Annotated in this window: 18 protein-coding genes and 1 tRNA gene; 8 read left to right on the top strand and 11 right to left on the bottom strand. The window is 56.4% G+C overall.

All coding sequences use genetic code 11. The features are described 5' to 3' along the window. Positions 1 to 52: 52 nt before the first annotated feature. The 3 genes from secA to ACN0WW_RS02560 all read left to right on the top strand — a co-directional run bounded on the left by secA (position 53) and on the right by ACN0WW_RS02560 (position 5,531). Positions 53 to 2,794, top strand: coding sequence for a preprotein translocase subunit SecA (gene secA, locus ACN0WW_RS02570; protein ID WP_417609087.1), 2,742 nt, complete (start codon positions 53 to 55; stop codon positions 2,792 to 2,794). A 32-nt stretch (positions 2,795 to 2,826) separates the two neighbouring features. Beyond that, positions 2,827 to 3,594, top strand: a complete 768-nt coding sequence (locus ACN0WW_RS02565) for a sulfite exporter TauE/SafE family protein (RefSeq protein ID WP_417609085.1) — start codon at positions 2,827 to 2,829, stop codon at positions 3,592 to 3,594. A gap of 140 nt (positions 3,595 to 3,734) precedes the next feature. Then, positions 3,735 to 5,531 carry a DUF885 domain-containing protein gene (locus tag ACN0WW_RS02560; protein WP_417609083.1) on the top strand — a complete coding sequence of 599 codons (1,797 nt, stop codon included), beginning with the start codon at positions 3,735 to 3,737 and terminating at the stop codon, positions 5,529 to 5,531. Positions 5,532 to 5,548: 17 nt separating this feature from the next. Here the strand turns inward: ACN0WW_RS02560 and ACN0WW_RS02555 are convergent, their stop codons facing one another. The 4 genes from ACN0WW_RS02555 to moaA form a co-directional block, all read right to left on the bottom strand. Continuing rightward, entirely contained in the window at positions 5,549 to 6,955 is a 1,407-nt protein-coding gene (locus tag ACN0WW_RS02555; protein WP_417609081.1) for a DUF1254 domain-containing protein, read from the bottom strand. A 271-nt stretch (positions 6,956 to 7,226) separates the two neighbouring features. Beyond that, positions 7,227 to 7,301 (bottom strand) — tRNA-Asn (locus ACN0WW_RS02550). A gap of 74 nt (positions 7,302 to 7,375) precedes the next feature. Further along, positions 7,376 to 8,149, bottom strand: a complete 774-nt coding sequence (locus tag ACN0WW_RS02545) for an NAD kinase (RefSeq protein WP_417609079.1) — start codon at positions 8,147 to 8,149, stop codon at positions 7,376 to 7,378. Beyond that, complete coding sequence (gene moaA / locus ACN0WW_RS02540; RefSeq protein WP_417609077.1) at positions 8,146 to 9,132, bottom strand: GTP 3',8-cyclase MoaA; 987 nt, start codon at positions 9,130 to 9,132, stop codon at positions 8,146 to 8,148. The genes ACN0WW_RS02545 and moaA overlap by 4 nt, the downstream gene beginning before the upstream one ends. A gap of 317 nt (positions 9,133 to 9,449) precedes the next feature. Here moaA and ACN0WW_RS02535 point away from each other — a divergent pair, with 317 nt between their 5' ends. Beyond that, positions 9,450 to 11,315: a putative bifunctional diguanylate cyclase/phosphodiesterase gene (locus tag ACN0WW_RS02535; RefSeq protein ID WP_417609075.1), complete on the top strand. Its 1,866-nt coding sequence runs from the start codon at positions 9,450 to 9,452 to the stop codon at positions 11,313 to 11,315. Here ACN0WW_RS02535 and mfd read toward each other — a convergent pair. Then, positions 11,312 to 14,782, bottom strand: coding sequence for a transcription-repair coupling factor (gene mfd, locus ACN0WW_RS02530; protein WP_417609073.1), 3,471 nt, complete (start codon positions 14,780 to 14,782; stop codon positions 11,312 to 11,314). The two genes, ACN0WW_RS02535 and mfd, sit on opposite strands and share 4 nt — an antisense overlap. Before the next feature lie 32 nt (positions 14,783 to 14,814). Beyond that, on the bottom strand, positions 14,815 to 15,081 hold the full coding sequence (locus ACN0WW_RS02525; RefSeq protein ID WP_417609071.1) for a succinate dehydrogenase assembly factor 2: 267 nt from the start codon (positions 15,079 to 15,081) through the stop codon (positions 14,815 to 14,817). 59 nt (positions 15,082 to 15,140) lie between these two features. On the opposite strand from ACN0WW_RS02525, the gene recG reads away from it, so the two are divergent. Beyond that, a complete protein-coding gene (gene recG / locus ACN0WW_RS02520; protein ID WP_417609069.1) occupies positions 15,141 to 17,198 on the top strand; it encodes an ATP-dependent DNA helicase RecG in 2,058 nt (685 codons plus the stop codon). On the opposite strand, the gene ACN0WW_RS02515 is transcribed toward recG, so the two are convergent. Together ACN0WW_RS02515 and tyrS are read right to left on the bottom strand one after the other, a co-directional pair. Continuing rightward, positions 17,195 to 17,518, bottom strand: coding sequence for a PilZ domain-containing protein (locus ACN0WW_RS02515; protein ID WP_417609067.1), 324 nt, complete (start codon positions 17,516 to 17,518; stop codon positions 17,195 to 17,197). The genes recG and ACN0WW_RS02515 overlap by 4 nt on opposite strands. Positions 17,519 to 17,609: 91 nt before the next feature. Further along, positions 17,610 to 18,839: a tyrosine--tRNA ligase gene (tyrS, locus tag ACN0WW_RS02510; RefSeq protein WP_417609065.1), complete on the bottom strand. Its 1,230-nt coding sequence runs from the start codon at positions 18,837 to 18,839 to the stop codon at positions 17,610 to 17,612. Positions 18,840 to 18,877: 38 nt separating this feature from the next. On the opposite strand from tyrS, the gene ACN0WW_RS02505 reads away from it, so the two are divergent. The 3 genes from ACN0WW_RS02505 to ACN0WW_RS02495 are packed head-to-tail and all read left to right on the top strand — an operon-like array spanning position 18,878 to position 20,979. Then, positions 18,878 to 19,426: a DOMON-like domain-containing protein gene (locus ACN0WW_RS02505; protein WP_417609063.1), complete on the top strand. Its 549-nt coding sequence runs from the start codon at positions 18,878 to 18,880 to the stop codon at positions 19,424 to 19,426. Then, the gene (locus ACN0WW_RS02500; RefSeq protein WP_417609061.1) at positions 19,423 to 20,619 is read left to right on the top strand and encodes an exo-beta-N-acetylmuramidase NamZ domain-containing protein; all 1,197 of its coding nucleotides are present in this window, start codon (positions 19,423 to 19,425) and stop codon (positions 20,617 to 20,619) included. The genes ACN0WW_RS02505 and ACN0WW_RS02500 overlap by 4 nt, the downstream gene beginning before the upstream one ends. A gap of 57 nt (positions 20,620 to 20,676) precedes the next feature. After that, on the top strand, positions 20,677 to 20,979 hold the full coding sequence (locus ACN0WW_RS02495; protein WP_417609059.1) for a hypothetical protein: 303 nt from the start codon (positions 20,677 to 20,679) through the stop codon (positions 20,977 to 20,979). 4 nt (positions 20,980 to 20,983) lie between these two features. On the opposite strand, the gene ACN0WW_RS02490 is transcribed toward ACN0WW_RS02495, so the two are convergent. The 3 genes from ACN0WW_RS02490 to ACN0WW_RS02480 form a co-directional block, all read right to left on the bottom strand. Continuing rightward, entirely contained in the window at positions 20,984 to 22,165 is a 1,182-nt protein-coding gene (locus ACN0WW_RS02490; RefSeq protein WP_417609057.1) for a vWA domain-containing protein, read from the bottom strand. Between the two features lie 15 nt (positions 22,166 to 22,180). After that, on the bottom strand, positions 22,181 to 23,026 hold the full coding sequence (locus ACN0WW_RS02485; protein WP_417609055.1) for an AAA family ATPase: 846 nt from the start codon (positions 23,024 to 23,026) through the stop codon (positions 22,181 to 22,183). 105 nt (positions 23,027 to 23,131) lie between these two features. Further along, a complete protein-coding gene (locus ACN0WW_RS02480; RefSeq protein ID WP_417609053.1) occupies positions 23,132 to 23,791 on the bottom strand; it encodes a DUF6975 family protein in 660 nt (219 codons plus the stop codon). Positions 23,792 to 23,903: the final 112 nt, after the last annotated feature.

Here is a 23,903-nt window from a genome sequence, read left to right as displayed (position 1 = left end):
TCTATTGTCCGGCACCTGATTTGCCGGAAAAATCTATAAACTGGAAAATGTCATGTTCGGCGATTTAGCCAAATCCATCTTCGGGTCAGCCAATGACCGCTATGTCAAATCGATGCAAAAAGTGGTCGACGCAATCAACGCGTTCGAACCGTCGGTCGAGGGTCTTTCCGACGAAGAACTCGCCGCCAAAACGCCCTATTTCAAGGAACGTGTGGCCAATGGCGAAACGCTGGACGATATCTTGCCAGAAGCCTTTGCGGTCGTTCGGGAAGCGGCAAAACGGACTTTGGGTCAACGGCATTATGACGTTCAGCTGATCGGCGGCATCGTGTTGCATCGCGGTGAAATCGCGGAAATGCGCACTGGTGAAGGTAAGACCCTGGTGGCAACCCTTGCCTGCTATCTCAACGCGATCGGTGGCAAGGGCGTTCATGTCGTCACGGTCAACGACTATCTCGCCCGTCGCGACGCGGAATGGATGAGCCAGGTGTATAATTTCCTCGGCCTCGAAGTCGGGGTCATCGTTCCCAACCTCGGCGAGGAAAAGCGTCGGGCTGCCTATGCGGCGGACATTACCTACGGCACCAATAACGAATTCGGTTTCGATTATCTCCGCGACAATATGAAGCACGAACGCTCCCAGATGGTGCAGCGGCCATTCAATTTCGCGATCGTCGATGAAGTGGACTCGATCCTCATCGATGAAGCACGGACACCGCTGATCATCTCCGGGCCAACCGACGACAAGTCTGATCTTTATCTGAAGGTCAACGACGTGGTCCAGAATATCACCGAAGAGGATTATGAAAAGGACGAGAAAAGCCGGAATATTTCGCTGACCGAAGACGGCACGGAAAAAGCCGAGCGTTTGCTCGAGGAGGCCGGTCTGCTGATTGGCAGCAATCTCTACGACTTTGAGAATACCCAGGTTGTCCATCACCTCAATCAGGCGCTGATGGCCAATGTCATGCGCAAGCGCGATACCGACTATATCGTCAAGGATGGCAAGGTCATCATCATCGACGAGTTTACTGGCCGAATGATGGACGGGCGGCGCTGGTCCAACGGCCTGCATCAGGCGGTCGAGGCCAAGGAAGGGGTTCAGATCGAACCGGAAAACCAGACGATGGCGTCGATCACCTTCCAGAATTATTTCCGCATGTATCCGAAGCTGTCCGGCATGACCGGCACCGCAGAAACCGAAGCGGCGGAATTTTTCGAAATCTACAAGATGAACGTCGTTACGATCCCGACCAACAAGCCGGTCCAGCGGATTGACGAGAATGACGAGTTTTACAAGAATACGCTGGATAAGTTTGCGGCGATTGCAAAGACGGTCAAGGAGCATAGCGACAAGGGGCAACCGGTTCTGGTTGGTACCGTTTCGATTGAAAAATCGGAATTGCTTTCGGACTTTCTCAACAAGGAAGGCGTGAAACACAGCGTCCTGAACGCCCGTTTCCACGAACAGGAAGCACATATCGTGGCGCAGGCCGGCTCACCCGGCGCGGTGACCATCGCCACCAATATGGCCGGTCGCGGTACCGATATCCAACTCGGCGGCAATATCGATTTCCGGATCGAAGATGAGCTGTCCGAGATGGAAGACGGTCTGGAAAAGGACAAGGCGATCGCCAAGATTGAAGAAGAAGTGCGGGCCCTGCGGCAGACCGTGCGGGAGGCCGGCGGCCTGTTCGTGCTCGGTACGGAGCGGCACGAAAGCCGCCGTATCGATAACCAGCTGCGCGGTCGTTCCGGCCGTCAGGGCGATCCTGGCCTCAGCCGTTTTTACCTCTGCCTTGAGGACGATTTGCTGCGCATCTTTGGTACCGAGACGATGTTCGCCAAGATGATGAACAAAAATCTCGAGGACGGTGAAGCTATCGGCGGGAAATGGCTGTCCAAGGCTATTGAAACGGCCCAGAAAAAGGTCGAGGCGCGCAACTATGAGGCGCGCAAGCAGGTCGTCGAATATGATGACGTGATGAACGATCAGCGCAAGGTGATTTACGAGCAACGCTCCGAAATCATGGATGCCGATACGGTTGGTGATGTGGTCGAAGACATGCGTCATGAAACTGTGAACGGCATGGTTGCCGATGCCTGTCCGCCGGGCAGCTATCCCGAGCAGTGGGACATCGAAGGGTTGAAGACCCGCGTGAAGGACGTGCTCAACCTTGAGCCCGATTTCGATGCATGGATGCAGGAAGATGCACTCGAGCCTGAAATGATTGAAACGCGCATTGCCGACATGGCTGATGCCGATTTTGAAGCAAAGATGGCGGCGGTCGAAGCCGAGAACCCCGGCGTCTGGCAACAGATTGAAAAATCGATTCTGCTCGAATTGCTTGACCATCACTGGAAAGAACATCTGGCGACGCTGGACGCGCTCCGGCAGGTGGTGTTCCTGCGCGCCTATGCACAGAAAAAACCGCTCGACGAATATAAGCAGGAAGCGTTCGGCCTGTTCGAGCGGATGCTGGAGATCATTCGCGAAGGCGTGACCAAGACGATTGCGATCAGCCAGTTCCAAAGCCAGGAAGAGCTTGAAGTGCCGGACTTGCCGGAACTGCCGGACTTCTTGACGACGCATATCGATCCGCTGACCGGAGAAGATAACAGCAATGATATTGATGGCGGCACTTTGGGAACGGTTTCCTCGTCGCTTCCGCCGCGGCAATCCGGACAGATGAACAATCCGAAAGATCCGTTCGATGGCAGCAAGGTCAGCCGCAACGCGCCTTGCCCTTGTGGGTCAGGCCGCAAGTATAAGCATTGTCACGGCAAGTTTTGATCTGAGTCGCCGACGGCGCGGCGGGATCTGAGATGGCTTTTGGCATCTTCGGCCTGGCGCTGCTATTTGCGCTGACTGCAACGCTGTACGCCAGCGTCGGTTTTGGCGGCGGTTCGACCTATATTGCCTTGCTGGCGCTGGCGGCGCTTGATTATCGGGCGCTGCCGGTGATTGCGCTGCTGTGCAATATCATTGTCGTGACCGGCGGAACGCTCCGTTTTCAGGCGCGCGGGCTCATCGAGTGGCAAAAAATATGGCCGATTCTGCTGCTGTCAGTCCCGGCCGCGTGGCTGGGCGGACGCATGGTCCTGGCCCAAGACAGTTTCATGCTGTTGCTCGGTCTGTCGCTGGCCGCAGCCGGCCTGTTGCTGATTATCGAACCGTTTATCAAGCGGGCAGGGGGCGGACCCCGTGCTCCCTCCTGGACAAGCCACCTTCTGTTTGCGCCCGTTGTCGGTACCGGCATTGGTTTTCTCTCGGGAATGGTCGGTATCGGCGGCGGGATCTTTCTCGCCCCAATCCTTTTGCTCACCCGCTGGTCCGACAGCCGCCGCATCGCGGCAACCGCCAGTGTGTTCATCCTGGTCAATTCGATCGGCGGGCTGGCCGGCCAGTTGATGAAGTCAGGTCTGGCCAGCGGTGGCGAAGCGGTGCTTGCCTATTGGCCCTTGTTTGTCGGCGTACTGCTGGGCGGGCAGATCGGTAGCATTCTGGCCAGCAAGGCTTTGCCGGAGATATGGATCCGGCGGTTGACCGCTTTGCTGATACTCTATGTGGCGATCCGGATTTTATGGGTTTGACACCGCGGCGGGAACGGGCAGAAAAACAGCGTTTTCGACTGTGTAAGAAACTTGTGTTGTAATGGGGGCGGCGACTTGACCTCAGCGCGCTATCCTGCGTCTATGGTGACTAAGTATCTGGTCCAAATCAGGGGTTCGTCATGACGCTATCACGCATCGGTTTTTCTTTGTGTCTCGGGGCCGCAAGTGTGGTTCCGGCAACCCCGGCTTTCGCTCAGGAGGCCGAAGTTCAGGCAGCTGCTGCTGAGGAAGCCGGGCCACTCGACGCAAAATTGCGCGCGCTCTACGAGGCGGAAACCGAATGGCGGCACAAGGAATTTCATCTGGTGAAGGATGAAGGGCGCTGGGTGCAAGGCGATCGCTTTCCCAGTGAAACAGCGGAAACGCAGGCAAGGCGGCTGGCTTATTGGCAGGACGTATTGCGCCAGCTTGATGACATTCCCGTCGATCAGCTTTCAGATGAGGAACAGGTAAATGCGGCGGTTTTCCGCCAGATGATCTGGGAGCAGGTCAACAGTCTCGAGTATAAGACCTATGAGGCACCGTTTAACAGCGACACGTTTTTCTGGGGCGGTCTCAATCCGCGAACGGGCTTTTCCACCGCTGCCCGCTACCGGGACTATCTCGGCCGGATGAAAGATATCCCCCGCTATTTTGCCGAGAATATCGCCAACATGCGGGCCGGACTGGCGCGCGGCTATACCGTGCCGCGGGTCGGTATCGAGGGTCGTGACACGACGATCGAAGCGTACACGGTGACGGGCGAAGACAATCCCTTTTACGATGCCTTTCGCACGATGCCCGATTCCATCCCTGAGGCCGAGCAGGCCGCGATGCGGACGGAGGCCCTGCAGATCATCGAGGCTGAGGTCGCCCCAGCCTATGCTGCGCTGCTCCGCTTCATGCGCAAAGATTATATGCCGCGCGCGCGAACGTCCATCGACGCCTATTCGCTGCCGGATGGTGAACGCTTCTATCAGGACCAGATTCGCCTTTACACCACACTGGACCTGACCCCGGATCAGATCCATCAGATCGGTCTGGAGGAAGTGGCCCGGATCGATGCCGACATGCAGGCGACGATGAAGGCCACCGGCTTTACCGGAACGTTTCCCGAATTTCTGGCTTTCCTGCGTTCTGACCCGCAATTTTATGCGAAGACCCCGCGCGAACTGCTGTCCTATGCCGCCTATGTCACAAAGAAAATGGATGGCAAGCTCAAGGACAGTTTCAACTTTCTGCCGCGCTATCGTTTTACTATTCGGCCCGTGCCAGATGCGATCGCTCCGATCTACACGTCAGGCCGCGGCGGGCTGGAGAGCTGCCTGTTCAACACTTATGATCTGCCATCGAGGCCGCTCTATAACCTGACCGCATTGGCGCTGCATGAATGTATTCCGGGCCACAGTTTTCAGGCAGCGGTGGCGCTGGAAGCGCCCGACCGGCCGGAGTTCCGCCGGGGCATTTATTTCTCCGGCTATGGCGAGGGGTGGGGGCTGTACACGGAATGGCTGGGCACCAAGCTTGGCATGTACGAAACCCCCTATGAGGAATTTGGGCGGCAAACTTTTGAAATGTGGCGGGCTGTGAGACTGGTGATCGATACCGGGATCCATAGCAAAGGCTGGAGCCGGCAGAAGGCGATAGACTATCTGGCCAGCCATACCGCGCTGGCGCAGCGCGATGTTGAGACCGAAGTCGACCGCTATATTTCCTGGCCCGCGCAGGCTCTGGCCTACAAGCTTGGCGAGATGAGCATTCGCAAGCTCCGCGCCAAGGCAGAAGCGGAACTCGGTACCGCCTTTGACCAGCGGCCATTTCACGACACTTATCTTGCGTTGGGTGCCGTGCCGCTACCCGTGATGGAGGCAAAGATGGAGGAATTCATCGCTGCCGAAAAGGCAAAGCTGGAGACAAGTAGCGACGCCCCTAAATAGGCTGAAACGGCAGTTTCCTAACGCGGCAATTTTTGCACCGGCGTCAGCTCCCATGTCCCTTGCATCATCTCCCGCCGAGGCCCCTGGGCGCGCAAGGCAAGATAGAAGCCGCCATCGGGAATCGGGATGGCGTTGGGGCCCTTCGCATCGCGCGAGAATGTGATGGTAATGGAACCGTCCTCGCCGATGACCAGCCCCTCTGTATTGTCGCTGACCAGATATTTGTTCCGGTCATTGGGCACCAGTTCCTGAGTGTTGCGGTCATAGACGGTGACCGACCAGAAAAAGTCGGCGGGCGGCGGCGATGCCAGGCGCAGCACATAGTCATGCTTGGCGCCGTCGAGCGCTTCGCCCTCGGCATCCTCGAACGTGGTGAAGGCAAAATTTTCGAGCCGTACATTGGCTCCGGTGCCCAGCGTGTTGACGCTGGCCCGGTAAATATAATTGAAGCCGTAGCGCCCGATATCAAGCGGCTCGCGCCAGCCGTTGATGCTGACTCCGTTCTGGGCGAGACTGTTAGTGATGACCGTTCGCGCATCTGCGAATCCGGCTTCCACGCCCCGCTTCACCGCTTCGTCGTCCAAAACTTGCTCAACCGTGCGCGGGCCGCCCACGCCGAGACTGCGGAAGCCTTGGACGTGCCCCAGTTCCTCGTTTCGTACCCCGGCCTGTTCGACCACCCAGTCGAGGATCTTGAGAAAGGCCGCCGGATCATCAATCGTCCCCGGAGCCGGGAATTCGCGCTGGGCAGGCGACGAAGCCGTCGGCTCCAGCGTGAAGCCGTCCTGCAGGCGCCGGACCTCCGGCAGAACCGCGGGCGTCTCCGCCTCGATCCGCATCAGGATCCACATAAAGGGCTGTGTTACGCGGAACAGCGTGACGCCTTCCGGCACCTCGCCGCCCCAATCGGTGGTCGCGAGCAGATAGCGGCCGCCGGTCGTACCATGGGTGCGCGCGCTGATATTGGTGGCATTGCCATAGAGGTCGAGCAGATTGACGGTATAATAGCGCCCTTCGGTGGGCGGCACGGTCAGCAGAACCGGTCCTGCCGTCAGATCCAGATAGGCATTGGAATATAAGGTGTCGGCATTGGGCGACTTGAAGGTCGCATAGCCCGGCCCTGCGAGGTCACGGCCGTGGGCGAAGCGGTTGAAGCCGACATAGAGCTCTGAGTCCTTGTCGATCGCCTGGGCGTAGATCTGGTTGTAGGTCAGTATCGCGACCTGCCCGAATATGGCTGCATCATAGGCCGTGTGGCGCATGTGCAGTTCGCGCGACACGGGATCCTCCGGGACAATATCTTCGGCCAGCGGCTCCAGGAACTGGTTCGCCTTGGCGGCGTCATAGCTGCGCGGCTCAGCCTGTGCCGTCGTGGGCAAGCCGAGCGCCGATGTCATTGCAAGAGCAGGAATTATTCGTTTCATGTTTGGATCCGTAGTATTCGTGAACGCTCGGTGGAAGCGCGCGTCGCTTCCATTTGCCAGATACCGTTGCGCGTCTCCTGAAATTTATCGGGTTCGAAAACACCTCACATTAAAGGGAGTGGATCGCTGCTTGGGCCGACGAGAGTAGCGTGTCGCCGCCCAGCTTTTCTAACCGGTTTCGGCGAAATGAAGATTTGCCTGAAGGGCGCTTCGCCTTCGGATTGCTCCGGTTTTCTCAAATCATCGATTTTCCGGAAATCAAACCACGAAATGGCTCCCCGAGTTGGATTCGAACCAACGGCCATTCGATTAACAGTCGAATGCTCTACCACTGAGCTATCGGGGAACATGCTCGATTCTGGACCGAGCCTTTCGTGGTGAAGCGCGCCTATAGCAACGACATTTGCGGCCTGCAAGCCATCAAACGACAAATTGTTCCATTGCGATGCGTTCGTCCAGCGCATGTTCCGGATCGAACAGCATGGTCAGCGACTGACTGCGGTCGACAGCAACCTTTACGCAGCTTACATCGCGCACTTCCTGCTGGTCGCCAACCGCGCTAACTGGCCGTTTTTCGGGGTTTAGGACGCGGATGGTGATCTCCATCTTGTCCGGCAGGATCGCACCTTTCCATCGCCGCGGGCGGAATGGGCTGATCGGGGTCAGCGCCAAAAGATTGCAGGTCAGCGGCAAAATCGGTCCGTTGGCGGAAAGATTATAGGCGGTGGATCCGGCAGGAGTGGCAATCAGCACCCCGTCGCAAACCAGTTCTTCCATCATCACCCGTCCGTTGATCTCGATTTCCAGCTTTGCGGTTTGCCGGGTCTCGCGCAGCAGCGACACTTCATTTATCGCCGGCAGGGTGAAGCTGGCCCCGGAAATCGTCTCGACATGCATCTTGAGCGGCTTGACCTTGAACGCACGGGCCTTGATCAGCCGCTCGTGGAGGTCTTCCAGATGCCAGTTGTTCATTAGAAAGCCCACGGTGCCGAGGTTCATGCCGTAGACCGGCATTATTGCACCGCGATTGAGCATCTGGTGCAGTGTCTGGAGCATGAAACCGTCGCCGCCCAGAACCACGGCCTTGTCGGCTTCTTCCACCGGGACCCAGTCGATCATCGGTTTCAGCTTTTCAGCAGCTTCCTGTGCTGGCTGCGTAGGGGACACGATCAGTGCCCATTTCTTCTTGGTCATCCGCCTGTGACGTTCATATGACGCTCCAATATCTCTGCGGACCCATCGAGCTGTGCATTGAAATCATGCCGCCGTGGTTTGAGCTTTAGAGCCTGTTGAAGCAGTTGGTCAACGGCAGGGATGCCATCCTTGCGGACGGCAGCCCGCAAGTCGACATGAGCGTTGTGACCGAGGCACATGAATATCTTGCCATCGGTAGTGAGGCGGAGCCGGTTGCAGTCATCACAAAAATTGTTGCTGAGCGGTGTGATCAGTCCCAGCCGGAGGCCGAGCGGTTCGACCGCAACATAGCGCGCCGGACCGGCGCTGCGATGGGCAATCGGAGTGATCGCATATCGCTTGCTCAGCGGCTCTAAAAATTCGTCTGCAGAAATATGGGCCAGATTGCGATCGGCACCGACATCGCCCAGTGGCATGGTTTCGATGACCGTCAGATCATGGCCGTTGGCTGCGCAATATTCGGCCATTGGCAGGAGATCGGATTCGTTGAAATTGCGCAGGGCAACCATGTTGATCTTGACCTGGATTCCGGCCGATTGGGCGGCTCTGATTCCATCGAGGACGACGTTCACATCGGCACCGCGGGTGATTTCGGCAAAGCGCTCTGGATCCAGCGTATCCATGCTGACGTTGATCCGCCGCACGCCATGAGCGGCGAGATGGTCGGCATATTCGGTTAGCAGCGAGCCGTTGGTCGTCAGGGTCAGCTCTTCCAGCTCACCGGACGCGACCTTTCGACCGAGACGGGTGATAACGTCTTTCATGTCGCGCCGAACCAGTGGTTCTCCGCCGGTCAGACGAATTTTGCGGATGCCATGGCCGATGAACCGTTCCGCTATCAGAGTGATTTCTTCCAGCGTCAGCAGTTCGGATTTCGGCATGAACGTCATCTTCTCGGACATGCAATATTGGCAGCGGAAATTGCATCGGTCAGTGACCGAAATCCGCAGATAATCAATTTTGCGTCCGAACCCGTCTTGCATTGGTCGCCTCACATTGGTCCAATTGTATAAAGCTAGCCTGTTCCGGATGGGCAGGCAACGGCATATAAAGGTTTTGCTGCTACGGAAAAAGATAGTAGTTCCTCAGAAAATCGCGGTGGCGACCGACAAGGATTAGGAGTTTTGAAGTCTTAGAATCATCCGTCTCTAACGGTCATCCGATCGGATTAAGAAATCTTTTTCTGCTGTCGTTTCACCAGCGCGATCCCCTGGCGGCAGAAATTGCCTCTTTCGGATGGCGGGTGCATTCGGCTCGCCGGTCCGACAATCTTCGCGCTCGTTTTTTTTCAGCCGGTGCAATGATTGCCGTGATTGATGTGCGACATTCAGAAAATACGGGTCTGGAAGCGATCGAAGCGCTTTCTGCCAATGCAGTGGAGGGTGGCATAGCCTTGTTGGCACTGGTTGACAGTAACCACAGCCAGGAAATTGTTGCGCGCTGCTTTGATGCAGGAGCCACCCATTATCTGGATTTCGCCGCCAGCGGTGCCGATTTGGAGCAGGCGATCAAATATGCCTTTCGCTACGTCGAAAATTTTCGCGGCGGTGCGGAGCGGGCAAGAGATGAGCAATCCTTGCTGACCTATGCAGATTTGCAGTGGTCCATGACAATAGGATCGATGAGCGATTATTGGATAAGCGACAGCCTCTTGGCGGCCGCTGGTGATATTGATTTTGCGACTTATCCTGTGAGCGGTATCTATCGCTCTCTGTCTCGGGAGGAAAAGAAGCGTGTCCGGGGAGCGATGGGACGCTTACGCGATGGCTCCAGACAGGCGGCCGTTCCTCACCAGTTTAACGGCCGAAAAGTGATCCACCATTTGTACAAAGCGGACGGAAAGATCGTTGGCCGGATTGAATTTCTTGCGGGTAACGGCGACGGGGCTGACTGGACCGGGCGGGATTTGCTGTCCGGGTTGCGGAACACGGCATCGGCCAGCACCTGGATAGAGCAAGCCCTGGAAGCCGGCAGCCAAATGACGCTGATCGCTATCGGCATCAAAAACTTCCGGATGATCAACGCTGCATTTGGGCGCCATGCGGGCGACCAATTGCTCAGGATAGTCGGTCACAAGCTGATGGATCAAACGCGGCGCCAATATGTAGGACCGCATCTGGTTGCTCGTCTGGACGGTCAGAACTTTCTGATAGCGCTGGCGGATATTCCCGATGGTGATGTTTCTGACTTCGCCAATAAATTGATAGCCAGCGTCTTTAGCGACCTGGGGCTGGAGGGGCGGCCGATCAATGCGGTGGCGCGGGCAGGGGTCGCGATTGGAACCAGCGGTTCCAGTGCGAAGACTCTGATCAGGAAAGCCGTGCTGGCTCTCGCTGAAGCGACCTCTGCAGATGCTCTCCCCATCAATTTCAGCACGATGCCAGAAGCGGACGTCCATCTGGAAGAACTGCTGGAAGAGCAGTTGGCAGGAGCGATGGCTCGCGGTGAAATCGTTATCGCTTTTCAACCCCAGATAAAGGTCGATACCGGACAACTGGTCGGAGTGGAGGCCCTGGCGCGTTGGGAGCACCCGGAATATGGTCTATTGGGCGCGCCAACGCTTTTTGCGGTCGCGGAACGGGCAGGGATGATGGAGTCTCTTTCTGCGCAAATCCATAAACAGGCGCTTACACTGGCCGCAAGCTGGCCAGCCAGCCTCAGTTTTTTGCGCCTTTCCATCAATGTGACGGCCAGCGATTTGGCGATTGCGACCTTCGACGATGATATGCTGCAGCAGATCGATATTGCAGGTTTCGAACCGGATCGTCTGACGCTGGAAATCACCGAATCCGAATTGATCGGCAACCTGTCGGTTTCAGCCAAGAAACTGGACCGCCTGCGAGAGGGAAATATATCTATCGCGATTGACGATTTTGGAACCGGCTACAGCAGTCTGTCCTATCTCAAGGAACTGCCGGTCGACTATATCAAAATCGACAGCGGCCTGACGGGTGACATCAGTGGGTCAGCAAAGGATCAGGTTGTCGTGCGATCGATCATCGACATGGCCCACAGCCTAGGTTTGAGTGTCATCGCCGAAGGCGTGGAAACAGAAGCCCAACTGAACACGCTGGCAGAGCAGGGCTGCGAATATTTCCAGGGGTTTTTGAGGTCAGGACCCCTTTCACCGGACGAATTTGAAGCCTTCGCGCTGCGTAGCAACTAGCCGGTCGTTCGCTGCGCCAGTTTTGACAGGCCTGTGGTCAGCTGGGTCAGCCCGTGCAAGCGAGACTTGGGGTCACGCCACTTGCGCTCGATGAAGAGTTTGTTGTCCGGCCGAATGCGCGCGGTTCCCTTGAGCCGGTCGACATAGTCCAGAAGTCCCGGGACGTTGGGGAACGTGTCGTTCTGAAATGTCACCAGAGCACCGCGTGGACCCATCTCTATTTTCGCGATGTGTGCCTTCACGCAATTCATCTTGATATGCATGAGCTTCAGCAGATTGTCGGTCTGGATCGGCAGGTCGCCGAACCGGTCGATCATTTCTGCCGCGAAGGATTCGATTTCCTGCAGCGTCTTGAGGCCGTTCATCCGGCGATAAAGACCCATGCGCAGAGACAGGTCCGGGACATATTCTTCGGGGATCAGAATCGGTGCGTCGACGGTGATCTGCGGGGAAAAGCCGTCGGTCTGAACGGGCATGCCGGAGCCCTTGGCCTTCGCTTCAAGAATGGCGTCTTCCAGCATCGACTGGTATAATTCGAAGCCGACTTCCTTGATATGGCCGGATTGCTCGTCGCCCAGCAGGTTGCCGGCACCGCGGATGTCGAGATCATGGCTCGCGAGTTCAAAGCCGGCTCCGAGACTGTCGAGATCGCCCAGAATTTTCAGGCGTTTCTCTGCCTTTTCGGTGATCACTCGGTCTTTGGGCGTGATCATATAGGCGTAAGCGCGGGTTTTCGAGCGGCCGACGCGTCCTCTGAGTTGATAAAGCTGGGCCAGTCCGAATCGATCCGCGCGATGGATGACCAGCGTGTTGGCACTTGGAATGTCCAAACCGCTTTCGACAATCGTGGTCGAGAGCAACACATCATATTTGCGGTCATAAAAGGCAGACATCCGCTCTTCGACGGTTGCGGGACTCATCTGGCCATGGGCGACAACATAGGTCAATTCCGGAGCATGTTTCTTGAGGAAATCTTCGATGTCCGGGAGGTCGGCGATACGCGGAACCACTATGAAGGACTGGCCGCCGCGATAATGTTCACGCAGCAATGCCTCGCGCAAGGGCACCGGGTCCCATGGCATGACATAAGTACGGACCGCTAGCCGGTCGACCGGCGGCGTCTGGATGACCGAAAGCTCGCGCATCCCGGTCATTGCCATCTGCAAGGTGCGCGGGATCGGCGTGGCGGTGAGCGTCAATACATGGACATCGGCCTTCATCGCCTTGAGGCGTTCCTTGTGGGTCACGCCAAAGCGCTGCTCTTCATCAATGATGATCAAGCCGAGGCGCTCGAATTCGATGGATTTGGCAAGCAGCGCATGGGTGCCGATGACAATATCGACTTCGCCACTGGCCAGACCTTCTTTGGTCTTCTTGGCTTCTGCAGGTGGTACCAGACGTGAAAGGCGGCCAATTTTTACCGGGAACGGACGGAAACGTTCTTCGAAATTGTTGAAATGCTGCCGAGCAAGCAGCGTGGTCGGGGCGATGATCGCGACCTGCATCCCGGCCATAGCCGCTGCAAAAGCGGCGCGCATGGCGACCTCCGTCTTGCCAAAACCGACATCCCCGCAGACCAGCCGATCCATAGCCTTGCCGGATGCCATGTCGCCAAGAACCTCTTCGATCGCCTGCTGCTGATCGTCGGTTTCCTGATAGGGGAAGCGATCGACAAAACCGGCCATTTCGGAGGCCTCGACGCGCGCTGGAGTCGCCGGTTGCAATGCCCGTGCCGCTGCCGTGCGAAGCAGTTCATGCGCAATCGCCCGAATGCGTTCTTTCAGCTTCGATTTGCGTCTTTGCCAGCCTTCACCGCCGAGCCGGTCGAGGACAACGCTGTCTCCGCCTTCACCATAGCGGCTGAGCACATCGATATTCTCGACCGGCACGTAAAGCTTGTCGCCACCGGCATATTTCAGGTGCACACAGTCGTGCGGGCTGGTGCCGACCGGGATCGAAACTATGCCTTCATACAGCCCGATACCATGCTCGAGATGGACAACCAGATCGCCTTGGCTGAGCGCCGACAATTCTTCGATGAAGGCATCGCTGCTCTTGCGCCGCTTGGATTTGCGCACCAAGCGATCTCCGAAAATATCCTGTTCGGTAAGGAGGGACAGCCTTTCTGTCCGAAAGCCCGATGAAAGCGGCAAGATGGTCAGAGCGATAGCCGGACCGGCCGACAGACAGGCGTTCCAGTCATCACAGAGTGCTACCGCCGTAACGCCGTGGTCTTTGAGAAGGTCAAAAATGCGCGCCCGCGATCCCTTGCTGTAGCTCGCGACGATCGCTGTTGTTCCAGATTTTGTCAGGCTGGCCAGATGAGCGCTCAGCGCCTGATAAATATTCTCATTGCGGGCGCGCTCGGGAGAAAAGTCGCGGGGAGATGAAACCGACATCGACAATGTGGTTTCCGATTCAGGCTCGTCAAATTCACTTAGAATATGAACCGGCGTATCATTCTCGATCGAGCGCCATTCGTCCGGCGTCAGATATAGCATCTCCGGAGGGAGCGGCCGGTAACTGGAAAGATTGCTCTGGTCAGCCTCGACCCGGTTTTTGTGGTAATCTGCGATCGACGCAAATTGCGCCTCAGCGGCAGCCGATCCCGCAACATCCCGCAAGATGACGCAATCGTCTCCCATATAGTCGAAAATTGTCGCCAGTCGGTCTTCGAGCAGCGGTAGCCAATGCTCCATCCCGGCCAGACGACGACCCTCCGAGATTGACTGATAGAGCGCATCGCTTGTTGAAACGGCGCCAAAAAGATCGCGATAGCGCGTGCGAAAGCGGGTGATACTGTCGGCGTCCAGCAGAAATTCCGAAACCGGCAGCAGGTCCAGTTCATCGATGTTCCCCACGGTGCGCTGGTCAGCGGGATCGAACTCGCGCAGCGTTTCAATCTCGTCGCCGAAAAGATCGATGCGGATTGGTAGCCGTGCGCCTGGCGGAAACAGGTCAATAAGACCGCCGCGCGCTGCGAATTCACCGCTGTCTGCGACCGTGTCGACGCGAACGAAGCCGTTGGCGTAGAGGAAAGAGATCAGATTTTCCTGCTCGACGGTCGTGCCGGGTGCCAGGTGGGTGACAAAGTCCTTGATTCGGGCCGGCTCGAGCACGCGCTGGGTCACCGCGTTAACGGTTGTCACGACCAGTTGAGGACCCGTGAATGGCTCGGCAAGCTTCGCCAGTGCGGCAAGCCGGTCGGATGTGGTGTGGAGAGCGGGGGATGCCCGATCATAGGGCAGGCAATCCCATGCTGGGAACTCGATAATATCCAGATCGGGGGCGAAGAAATGCGCGGCTTCGACCACGGCGCTCATCGCTGCATCATCGGTGGCGACAAACATCGTCCGCTTGCCCGACTGCACCGCTGTTTCGCACAGGAAAAGCGGCCGATAGCCCACCGGCACCGCAGCCAGAGTCATGCCCTTTTCGGACGACAATAATCTATCTAGATAAGACACTCAGGATCGCTTTTGGCTACAGGACAGGAATATTATTTGGTCGCGTCAATATAGTCGAGCCGCTGCATCGCGGCCATTTGTGGTCCATCAAACGCAGGAGGCACGGGCAGCGTTCCGATCGCCCAGGCCATGACATGGACATCGTCTTCGACGAGCAGGCTCTCGAACCAGTCCAACTCTTTTTCTGACCACGCATGACTGTAGCGATTAAAAAAACCACCGATCAGGAAATCGGCTTCGCGCGTGCCGCGATGCCATGCGCGAAATTGCAGGCGTTTCAGCCTTGTCTCGCGGTCCATATTTGCTGCTCCAACTTGGCTGGCATAATGCGCCAGCGGGGGTATAAAGGCGGATAGACATGCGGCCCGAGATACTCAATCCATTATTTGGTGAAACCCAGTCGCTCAAGGGCGTCGGCAAGGTGCTGGCCAAGCCGCTTGAGAAGCTGCGGCTGACGCGGGTGAAAGACCTGCTGTATCATCAACCCAGTTACTGGATGCACCGAAAACGGGTCGATGTGTTGGATGAAATCGATGTCGGCGAGACGATCATTATCGAGGTTACCCCGGTTGACTATCGCACGGGAGGGCCGCGCAGCCCGCTACGGGTACACGCGACGGACAAGCTCGGCAATTATATCAGCCTGACTTTTTTCGGGCGCAATCCGGGATGGCCGAAGAAGTTGCTCCCGCTGGGTGAGCGAAAAGTGATTTCGGGGAAGCTGGAGCGTTACGGAGACGAACTTCAGATGGTCCATCCGGACCAGGTGCTCGATCCTGACCAAAAAAATGCCATTGCCTTGCTGGAGCCCATTTATCCATTGGCCGACGGGCTTGGCAACGCGCGGATGCGGCAATTGATCGAGCAATCGCTGGCACTGGCTCCGGATCTGCCGGAATGGATCGAGCCAAGCCAGCTCGCCACCAAAAGCTGGAAAAGCTGGAAGCATAGTGTGCTCGCACTTCACAGTGCGGAAAGCACGGACGCCGATGACCGGCTGGCTTATGACGAAGTTTTTGCCAACCAGTTGGCGTTCATGCTGGTGCGCGCAAATAACCGGACGAAGAAGGGGACGCCGATTCAGGGCGACGGCAGGCTTCGTAAGCAGATGGCGCTGCCCTTCCAACTCACCAATGCGCAGCAGCGGTGCATTGCCGAAATAGAAGGTGATCTCGCGCAAAGTGCACCGATGTTGCGCTTGCTCCAGGGCGATGTCGGCTCCGGTAAGACACTCGTCGCGCTGATGGCACTGCTATCTGCGGTGGAAGCAGGATATCAGGGCGCATTCCTTGCACCGACGGAAATTTTGGCGCGTCAGCATTTCAACAGTTTGCAAAAGACGCTGGCAGGTGTGCCCGTCAATCTCGCAATATTGACCGGGCGCGACAAGGGCAAAGTGCGGGAAGCCACGCTCATGGGACTAATGGATGGGTCGATCGATATATTGATCGGTACCCACGCAATCTTCCAAGAGCATGTCCGCTACAAAAATCTCGCGGTGGCTGTGATCGACGAGCAGCATAAATTCGGCGTCTCTCAGCGCCTGATGCTGACCCAGAAAGCAGAGCGTACGCCTCATCTGCTGGCGATGACCGCAACGCCTATTCCGCGGACTCTGACGCTTAGTCAATATGGCGAGATGGATGTTTCGCGCATCGATGAATTGCCTCCCGGTCGGCAATCGATCGATACCAGCGTGATTTCCAATTCCCGCATATCCGATGTGGTGGACGGATTGGCCCGGCATATAGCTGCGGGCGGACAGGCCTACTGGGTATGCCCGCTGATCGACGAAAGCGAGAAAAGCGATCTCGCAGCAGCGGAAGACCGGGCAGCCAGCCTGCAAGCGCGATTTGGCGATCAGGTCGGGATGGTGCATGGCCGGATGAAAGGCCCCGAAAAAGACTCGGTCATGGATCGTTTTCAACGCAATGAGATCAAAGTTCTGGTTGCCACGACCGTGATCGAAGTCGGCGTGGATGTGCCGAATGCCAGCCTGATGATTATTGAGGCCGCCGACCGTTTCGGCCTCGCTCAATTGCATCAGCTTCGCGGCAGAGTCGGGCGCGGCAGTGTCAAATCCAATTGTTTGCTGATTCGCAGCGATACGCTTAGCGAAACGGCGCGCGCCAGACTCACCCTGATGCGTGAGACGAACGATGGTTTCCGGATCGCGGAAGAGGATCTTCGTTTGCGCGGGGCAGGGGAGTTGTTGGGCACAAGACAATCCGGAGACGCCGGTTTCCGCGTCGCTTCGCCAGCGCAAGTCAACGATCTGATCGGGCCGGCCACCGACGATGCCCGACTTTTGCTGGACCGCGATGGCGGGCTAGACAGCGAAAGGGGGCAGGCGGCGCGGATAGCGCTGTACCTGTTCGAGCGTGACTGGGGTGTCAGTCTGTTGCGCAGCGGTTAGTTCTGCTGGCTCTTGATCTTGTCCAGCATGGCAACGAAATCAGGCTCCCGAATGACCCGTTCGAATTTGAAGCCATGACGCCCCTGATGAGACCAGACCAAAAAGGCTTCGATGCGGCCGGCCACTGGCAAGCGGACCATAAGCCGGTCTCCTTTTTCCATGTCGATCGGATCTGCGAGCATCATTCCGTTTGCCGAGATATTGGCGATACGCACGCGAATCTCGCTGCCTTGATGCAGATCGCAGATGGTTTCAAAATCGACCGAAAATCTAGTCGCGCGGCGCAGATCGGGCGCTGTCTCAGGCGAAATACTCGTCATGTCACAAAACTCCGTGAAAGGTGTATTGCGAAACTAGACGCTGATTAAGAAGAAATGGTAAATAGCTGTAAATTCTCTATCACAGATGGAGCTACGCCCTGCGCAAAAGCCCGTGTTTCTTTTTGCCGGCAGAAATTTTTATATCCTTCTCAGCCGTCTGAATAACAGCGCCGGCGTCTTTCACCCGTTCATCATCAATTCGGGCACCGCCGCCCGCGACCAGTCGCTTGGCTTCGCCTTTCGACGCGCAGAACCCGATAGCGACCAGAGCATCGAGAATGGATATCTCACCCTCTGCTAGTTCGAGCACGGGCAAGTCGCCGCCTGCAGCGCCTTGTTCAAATGTTTGCTGCGCGGTTTTTGCAGCGTCTTCTGCAGCGCTTTGGCCATGGGCCATTGCCGTGGCGGCATCAGCAAGGATTTTTTTTGCCTCGTTGATTTCGGCTCCCTCCAGAGCTTCCAGCCGGGCGATTTCTTCCAGATCGATATCGGTGAACAGGCGCATGAACTTGCCCACATCCCGGTCGTCGGTATTGCGCCAGAATTGCCAGTAATCGTAAGGCGAGAGCCGGTCTGCATTCAGCCAGATGGCACCGTCAACAGACTTGCCCATCTTCGAACCATCTGCCTTCGTAATCAAAGGTGTGGTGACGCCAAATAGCTCGGCCCCATCCATTCGGCGGGCGAGTTCAACCCCATTTACGATATTGCCCCATTGATCGGAGCCGCCCATTTGCAACCGGCAGCCATATGTGCGCGACAACTCGAGATAGTCATAGGCCTGCAGGATCATGTAGTTGAATTCCAGAAACGTAAGCGGCTGTTCGCGCTCAAGCCGGAGTTTTACAGAATCGAAGGTCAGCATGCGATTGATCGTGAAATGGCGGCCGACTTCGCGCAGAAACGGAATATATTCCAGATCGCTGAGCCAGTCATCATTGTTGACCATGATCGCATCGGTCGGGCCATCGCCGAACGTCAGAAAATTCTCGAAGCAACCACGGATTTTGGCAAAATTCGCCGCGATGCCGTCATCGCCGAGTATTTTACGGATTTCATCCTTGCCGGACGGGTCGCCAATTTTGGTCGTCCCTCCGCCCATCAGAACAATCGGCTTATGCCCAGCTTGTTGCAGCCGCCGCAGCAACATGATCTGGACGAGGTTGCCAACGTGGAGAGAGTCGGCTGTGACATCAAAGCCGATATAGCCGGGGATAACGCTTTCGGCTGCGAGCGAATCCAGTAAATCGGCATCGGTTAATTGGTGGATGTAGCCGCGATCATTCAGTAGACGCAGGAAATCGGATTGATATTGGGTCATGGATGGGTGCGTTACATGGGGATGATGAAAGTCGCAATATGCGTTTGAATCTGCACTGTCATCCGCTGACTGGTGCATTGGCCGTTGATCAGATCATCGTCGAATGGTCGTTGTCCGATAGCGGTACGATTTGGCTGAGATATCATGTCGACGGGACCGTTTCTGAGGTCAAGCTGCCGGGCCATGCCGATCCGTCGCAGCGCATGGACTGTCTCTGGCAGCACAGTTGCTTTGAACTGTTTTTGAAGAAGCCTGGGAGCAAGCATTATTGCGAGTTCAATTTCTCGCCCTCAGGCCACTGGGCAGCCTATAGTTTTTCGGACTATCGCCAGGGCATGGAGCAGCTCAGCATGGCGCAACGACCTGAAATATTGATGGATTTCAGCGATACCCATATCGGGCTTGAAGCGACAGTCCGATTGCCAGGCATCTTGCAGGGGAGCGCCCTTGACGCCGGATTATCGGCCGTCATTGAAATGCACAATGGCGAGAAATCTCTCTGGGCTTTGGCCCATCCGGCGGGTAAGCCCGATTTCCATCATCAGGATTGCTTTAAGCTCAAAATCGAGGCAGCAGAACGTTCATGAAATTTGGAATAGACCGGCTGATTGAAGACGCAGAATTGCGGAAGCCCTTGATCGGAAAACGGGTCGCTTTGCTTGCGCACCCGGCTTCGGTAACGCACAATCTTACACATAGCCTGGATGCGCTGGCGAGCCTGGATGAGATTGACCTGACGGCTGCTTTCGGCCCGCAACATGGTCTTCGTGGTGACAAGCAGGACAATATGATCGAGTCGCCAGATTTTGATGATCCGGTTCACGGCATTCCCGTATTCAGTCTGTACGGTGAGGTGCGTCGGCCGACCGGGCAATCGATGAGCACATTCGACGTGATCCTGATCGACCTTCAGGATCTGGGATGCCGAATCTATACGTTCATTACGACATTGCGATATATGCTTGAGGCCGCGGCCGAACATGGCAAGACCGTATGGGTGCTGGATCGCCCCAATCCGGCTGGCAGGCCAATTGAAGGAACGATCCTTGAAGATGGCTGGGAAAGCTTTGTCGGCGCGGGGCCAATGCCGATGCGGCACGGGCTGACAATGGGCGAGATGGGGCATTGGCTAATCCGTCATTTCAATCTCGACGTCGATTACAAGGTCATTGAGATGGATGGTTGGCAGCCCGAAGGACCGGGATTTGGCTGGCCGGAGGACCGTATCTGGATCAATCCGAGTCCCAATGCGCCCAACGTCAACATGGCCCGCGCCTATGCCGGGACGGTGATGTTGGAAGGAACGATGCTTTCGGAAGGGCGGGGGACGACGAGACCGTTGGAACTGTTCGGCGCGCCCGATATCGATGCGCGCGCGATCATTGCAGAAATGCAGCGAGTTGCGCCGCAATGGCTCGAAGGATGCCTGTTGCGAGAAATCTGGTTTGAGCCGACCTTTCACAAGCATCATGGGAAATTGTGCAACGGGGTGCAGATTCACGCCGAAGGGCAGGCCTATGATCACCATGCTTTCCGTCCCTGGCGTCTCCAGGCGCTGGCGCTAAAGGCGATCGCGGCGCTTAAACCGGGATATGAGCTGTGGCGTGATTTTCCTTATGAATATGAGGAAGATAAGCTGGCCTTCGACGTGATCAACGGTGGTCCGTCACTGCGGGAGTGGATCGAAAACCCGTCCTCGAGCCGGGATGATCTCGACGCCATTGCGACACCAGACGAGCAGATTTGGGGCGAAATGGTCCGGGAACTCTACCTTTATTGATATGTTGCGCTGCAACATATTTGTTGCAATCGGCCGCGAATCTGATAATTTGTATACATGTTACCGAGTAAAGAAATTTTCGAAGGCGTCGCACTCAAAAAATGTGTGGCAGCTACCTATAACAACACGATTTTCAAGCTGGCGCCGCATATTCTGTATACGCGCCATGACGAGATGTATGTCGATGCTGTTCCTCTGGAAAAGGACGGTCAGCCACCCCGGGAGGTCAAGCTCGGGACATTCAAACTGTCCGGCCTTAAAGATGTCCGGGTCGAGGACTTGCATTTCGAACGGTCAGAGATTTTTGAACCGGCTGCCGAGAAATATGAGGGCACGACCTTGCTAGCGGTCGAAGGCTGAACGCCTAACCCTGCTTTCGCGTCAATTCCTTCATCGCGTCGCTGAGTCCGTCCACGGTCAGCGGGTACATCCGGTCGTTCATTAGCTCGCGGATGATTTTCACGCTTTGTGAATAGCCCCATTGCTTTTCCGGAACGGGATTGAGCCAAGCCGCGGCTGGATAGGTATTTGTCAGCCGCTGCATCCAGGTTACGCCGGCTTCTTCGTTGAAATGTTCGACGGAGCCGCCTGGATGCGTGATTTCATAGGGGCTCATCGATGCATCGCCTACGAAGATCAGTTTATAATCATGGCCATATTTGTGCAGAACGTCCCAGGTGTTGGTGCGCTCCGAGAAACGGCGACGATTGTCCTTCCACAGGCCTTCGTAGGGGCAGTTGTGGAAATAGAAAAACTCGAGATTCTTGAACTCTGACGTTGCTGCGCTGAACAGTTCCTCGCAGAGCTTGATAAAAGGGTCCATCGAGCCGCCGACATCGAGAAACAGCAGTAATTTTACCGCATTGTGCCGCTCCGGGCGCATATGGATATCGAGCCAGCCCTGTTTCGCGGTGCCGCTGATGGTGCGGTCGATATCAAGCTCATCCGCAGCCCCTTCGCGGGCAAATTTGCGCAGGCGCCGGAGCGCGACCTTGATATTGCGCGTTCCCAGCAACTTGGTGTTGTCGAGATTCTGAAATTCACGCTTGTCCCAGACTTTGATCGCCTTTTTCTGGCCGCCTTCGCCGCCAATGCGGACGCCTTCCGGGTTATAGCCGGAATTGCCGTAAGGGGATGTGCCCCCGGTACCGACCCACTTGCTGCCGCCTTCGTGCCGTTTCTGCTGTTCTTCAAGACGCTCTTTGAGCGTCTGCATGATTTCTTCCCAGCTGCCGAGTGACTTGATCTTTTCCATTTCCTCTTCGGAAAGATATTTCTCTGCGACCGCTTTCAGCCAGTCGAGCGGGATCTCTTCTTCCTGCGTGCCGTAAGAGGTCTCTATCCCTTTGAAGACTTTTGAAAAAACCTGGTCAAAGCGGTCGAGCAGGCCCTCATCTTTTACGAACGTAGCGCGGGAGAGATAGTAGAATTCTTCCGGGCTTTGCCGGATGACATCCTTCTCCAGAGCCTCAAGCAGGACCAGATGTTCCTTGAGCGACGCCGAAATACCGGCGGCTCTGAGTTCGTCCATGAAGTTAAAGAACATCGTCAGTGCCTTTGTTTAGCGCGCTTCGCGTTTCGCCATGAAAGCGAGGCGTTCGAACAGCATCACGTCCTGCTCGTTCTTGAGCAACGCGCCGTGCAGTGGCGGGATTGCCTTGCTGGAATCCTTGGACTGCAGCACTTCCAGCGGCATATCTTCGTTGAGGATCAGTTTCAGCCAGTCGAGCAGCTCGCTGGTGCTGGGCTTTTTCTTGAGGCCCGGGACATCGCGAACGTCGTAGAAGATATCCATCGCTTTTTTGACCAACAGGCCCTGAATGTCGGGGAAATGGACGTTGATGATGTCCTGCATCGTCTCGCGATCCGGGAATTTGATATAGTGGAAGAAACAGCGGCGCAGGAAGGCGTCCGGCAGCTCTTTTTCGTTATTGGAGGTGATGATCACGATCGGCCGTTCCGTCGCCTTGACCGTCTCTTTCGTCTCGTAGACATGGAACTCCATGCGGTCGAGTTCCTGCAGCAGGTCGTTCGGAAATTCGATATCCGCTTTGTCGATTTCGTCGATCAGCAGCACGGGCAGTTCGGGAGCGGTAAAGGCCTCCCACAGTTTTCCTTTGCGGATATAGTTGGAAATATCATGGACGCGCTCATCGCCGAGCTGACCGTCGCGCAGACGCGCTACCGCGTCATATTCGTAAAGGCCCTGATGGGCTTTGGTCGTCGATTTGACGTTCCACTCGATCAGCGGTGTTCCCATCGCCTTGGCAATTTCATACGCCAAGACCGTTTTGCCGGTGCCCGGTTCGCCCTTGACGAGGAGCGGGCGGCGGAGGGTCATGGCGGCGTTGACAGCAACCTTCAGATCGTCTGTTGCAACATAGTCCTTGGTACCGTCAAAACGCATGATTTTCTATTCCTTGCCGTGAAACTCAAAGCAAAGGCGATAGGGAAAACTCGCATTCTAGGCAAGTTAATCATTTAGTTAAGACGGCTGAACGCTGATCAGAACCTAGCAGGAAAGGCGCATTTTTCGACGGGCTTCGAGGAGCTGCCAAAGGCCGCGATGTTGATTGAGCAGCTGTTCTGCGCCAAAATTCAACGCGCGTTCCAAAGCTGGGGTTTCTGCCAAGCGTGCTTTGAGATCAGAGCTGGCGTTGATTGATGGCAGGATTGAAGAGCGGGCTTCGACACCGATACGCAAGGCAATCTGCTCCAGAATATTGCGGATCAAATGCCAGTCTACGACCAGTGCGATAGCGGCGCCAATAGCGCATCCCGCGCGATCGGACTGGGACAGCATATCGAGCGCCTTGCGCTGGCCCAGCACAGCAGCATTGCTCTGATCATCGCCGCTGACGCCAGAGATCGGGCCCGCAGCGACGGTCAATTTGGTCAAAAACGCGCGTTCGGCGGCGAATCCCCCGGTTGCCTCGAGCAGCCAGTCCCTGGCGGCGTCATCGGCAGTCTTGGCCGCCGCATTGTCGACCACGCCGGGATGACGGCCGTGCAAAACACAAATAAAATGGGCGATGTCGGCGATATCAGCGCCGGAGAGCACTGAAAAATCCTCGGCGATCAGCCGGACATAGGGCGTCGCATCACTGCCGTGGTTGCTGACAAATGCCGCCAACCCTGCCTGTGTTTCCAACTGAGCATTCTGTCCTAGCATCGCGTCTCCGATATCCCGAGATTGCCTGTGAAAATGCAATGCACATCTTCATCTTCATCTGGCTCAGGATATAGAGACGATACCTAAAGACTAGGTTTACCGACTGTTAGGG

The sequence above is a fragment of the Parasphingorhabdus sp. genome, from assembly GCF_048269865.1.
GTDB lineage: Bacteria > Pseudomonadota > Alphaproteobacteria > Sphingomonadales > Sphingomonadaceae > Parasphingorhabdus.
Note: the sequence above shows the minus strand (reverse complement) of the source record. Positions and strands in the feature narration are given on the sequence as shown.